The organism is bacterium, from assembly GCA_026414725.1.
Taxonomy (GTDB): domain Bacteria; phylum Ratteibacteria; class UBA8468; order B48-G9; family JAFGKM01; genus JAAYXZ01.
In genome coordinates this window covers 1-2,488 of the sequence record JAOAIL010000045.1, presented here as the reverse complement: position 1 = coordinate 2,488, position 2,488 = coordinate 1, and the positions used below count along the sequence as shown (strand labels likewise).

Annotated in this window: 2 protein-coding genes; both read left to right on the top strand. The window is 38.2% G+C overall.

From position 1 onward, the window contains the following. Positions 1–153: 153 nt before the first annotated feature. Positions 154–1,293, top strand: a complete 1,140-nt coding sequence (locus tag N3D17_07725) for a glutamine amidotransferase family protein (GenBank protein MCX8083251.1) — start codon at positions 154–156, stop codon at positions 1,291–1,293. Continuing rightward, a partial coding sequence (locus N3D17_07720) for a glutamate synthase-related protein (GenBank protein MCX8083250.1) occupies positions 1,272–2,488 on the top strand: 1,217 nt, incomplete at its 3' end. The genes N3D17_07725 and N3D17_07720, both read left to right, overlap by 22 nt.

Here is a 2,488-nt window from a genome sequence, read left to right as displayed (position 1 = left end):
AAAGAAGATAGAATGGGATGAATACAGAAAACAGGTACATGAATATGAAATAAAAACATATCTGCCTGTTCTGTAAAGTAGAATTTGGGTTCCGCACCCCTCACCCTGAATCTGCTGCAACGAAAGGCAGTGGAGGACGGGTGGGGGGACGGAATGAAAAGGAGAAAGATGGAGTATCATCAGTTAAAGATACTGGAGAAAACGAATAAGATACCTGGTGGTTGTGGAATTTCAGGGATTGTAAATAAAAAAGGGAAAGTTTTTTCTGGAGAGGACATACTGGCATCTATATGTACAATGAAGGAAAGAGGGAATGGACTTGGTGCTGGATATGCTGGCTATGGGATATATCCTGAAATGAAGGATAAGTGGTGTTTTCATATAATGTATGATGAAAATAGAGTAAAGGAAAGTGTGGAAGAGTTTTTGGATGACAGATTTAATATTGTAAGTGAAGAACCAATACCTACGAAACACTTGAAAACATTGAGTTATATTCCTGTATTACATAGATATTTTCTTGATATAAAGGAGGAGATGTTAAAGGATATTTCAGAAGAAGATTATATACTCAATGTTGTAATGAATATCAATAAAAATTATGAAGGGGCATGTGTTTTTTCTTCCGGGAAAAATATGGGGATATTTAAAGGTGTAGGTAATCCTGATGAGATAGGAGAGTTTTACAGGATATATGATTATAAGGGGTATATCTGGACAGCACATAATAGATTTCCTACAAATACAGTTGGTTGGTGGGGTGGTGCGCATCCTTTTGGTATACTTGACTGGTCAGTTGTGCATAATGGAGAGATTTCATCTTACGGTATCAACAGAAGATATCTTGAAAACGCAGGGTACTACTGCACTCTTTTTACTGATACCGAAGTTATAACATATCTTTTTGACCTATTATACAGGAAACATCAACTTGATTTTGATGTGATAGGGAATATTCTCTCCGCACCATTCTGGGAGAAGATAGACAGAGAAGAGGATAAAGAAAAATTTCTGAAAGCGTTGAGGATTATATATGCGCCTGCATTGTTAAACGGTCCTTTTGCTATTGTTGTTGCTAAATCGGATACAGTTATAGGACTTAATGACCGCCTTAAGTTAAGGCCTCTCGTATCTGCAGAAAAAGGGGATTTTGTATATCTTGCTTCTGAAGAGTCATCTATAAGATATGTGTGTAAATCACCTGAAAGGGTATGGATGCCTGAAGCAGGAGAACCTGTGATAGTGCATATAGAAAGAGGGAAAAAAGAAAAATGGCTAAAGCAAAAAACATAACAGAATTCATTATTGAGAGAGATGAGAGGAAGTGTATTAAGTGTCAGGCATGTGTAAGGGTATGTGCCAATGATGTACACAGTTATGATGAAGGGAATGATGTTTTTTCAGATAATACAAAATGTGTCGGATGTCATTTCTGTGAAGATATATGTCCAACATCTGCCCTGACCATAAGACAGAATCCTTCAGAAACTAAGAAAAATGCTAACTGGACGAGGGACTATATATACAGGATAGTTAAACAGGCAGAGACAGGTGGTATAGTTCTAACAGGAATGGGGAATGATAAACAATATAAAAACTATTTTGAACATATTGTTCTTAATGCAGCACAGGTCACTAATCCTTCTATAGACCCTTTGAGAGAACCAATGGAGTTAAGAACATTTATAGGAAGGAAACCCGACAGGGTAAGATATGAGAAGAGTGGAGATGGAAGATATCTTTTGAAAGAAAATATCTCTAATCTTCTTCAATTGGAAATTCCTGTTATGTTTTCTGCGATGAGTTTTGGTTCAATATCTCTTAATGCCTGTAAATCACTCGCTATGGCAGCGAGTAGTTCGGGAATATACTGGAATACAGGAGAAGGGGGACTCCATAAAGACCTGTATCCTTATGCGGAAAGAGCAATTGTACAGATAGCGAGTGGAAGATTTGGGGTTAATGCTGAGTATCTTAATAGAGCATCTGCTGTTGAAATAAAAATAGGGCAGGGGGCAAAACCAGGTATAGGTGGACATCTTCCTGGAGAGAAAGTTTCTGAGGAGATTTCTCTTACCAGAATGATACCGGAAGGGACAGATGCTATAAGTCCTGCACCACATCATGATATATATTCCATAGAAGACCTGCGGCAACTTATATTTGCTATAAAAGAGGCAACTTCTTATAAAAAACCGGTGGGAGTAAAAATTGCTGCAGTACATAATGTTGCACCTATAGCAAGTGGTATTGTAAGGGCAGGTGCGGATTTTGTCACAATAGATGGTATAAGAGGGGGTACAGGCGCAGCACCTATGGTTATAAGAGATAATGTGGGTATCCCTATAGAACTTGCTGTGGCTGTTGTTGACCAGAGATTGAGAGAAGAAGGTATAAGAAACCAGGCATCAGTAATAGCGGCAGGTGGTTTTAAGACAAGTGCTGATATAATAAAAGCCATTGCCCTCGGTGCAGATGCTGTATATAT